At 61.8% G+C, this 834-nt stretch carries 1 protein-coding gene; it reads right to left on the minus strand.

The window, feature by feature from the left end:
• Positions 1–834: transposase (locus GY725_10205; GenBank protein ID MCP4004556.1), on the minus strand; the 834-nt coding region annotated here is incomplete at both ends.

Genomic DNA, 834 nt, shown 5'->3' on the forward strand with positions numbered 1-834 from the left:
ATCGACCAGCGGAGTCAGCTCGTTCGCCAGACGGATCATCCAGCGGCATTGGGTGCTGCGGTCGATCACCAGCTGGCTCCGCTGGAGAATCTCCTCCAGCCGGTAGTAGGGCAGATGGTCCGCGAAACGGTTCACCGCCAAACCGGCCAGCAACGAAGGACCCGCCAAGCAGTTCAGGATCCGCGATGCACGTTCCGCGGAAAGCATGGTCGTTTCCGTTGCGTCGGCATTGTCGATCGCCAACGTTTCGGCGTATTCTTCGATGACCGTCAACCGAGGTGGTTCCCACTCGACATACTCGCCGACCTTTTTCAGAAACCGCCGTCCCGCCACGCCTTGCAGGTGCTCGGGGATCTGGGCGTCGGTCAGTTTGTGAACACGCTTCTTGCGAGGCAGGCTCTCGGGAATCACACGGCGAACTCGCCCCCGACGACGCGTGGGCGACGGGCCTTCGTCGCCCTTCGAGGGGTCACAGTCTTCTTCGTTGTCGTCTTCCTTCGCCTGGCCGTCCTGCTCGGGCGGGCCGACTTCGGCCGACTCGAACAACAGGCCCTGACGTGGATCTTCAAAGCGCTCACGCCGTTGACCGAACAACATCCGCTTCATCAACGCCAGGTCGCGTTGCAGGGATTGCAGCACGGCCTGCTGTTCGTCGATCGTCGTCTGCTGTTCGTTGATCGTGGCTTGCTGCTGATCGATCGTAGTTTGCTGTTGGTCGATCGAGGCTTGTCGCTGCGTGTTGACGACCCGCAGCACAGCGTTGTCCGCAGCCAACTGCTGCAGCCGTGTATGGCACTCGGCGAGGGTCGTCGGCAGATCAGCAGAGGCGTGAGA

The sequence above is a fragment of the bacterium genome (assembly GCA_024226335.1).
In the GTDB taxonomy this organism is placed as follows: Bacteria; Myxococcota_A; UBA9160; order SZUA-336; family SZUA-336; genus JAAELY01.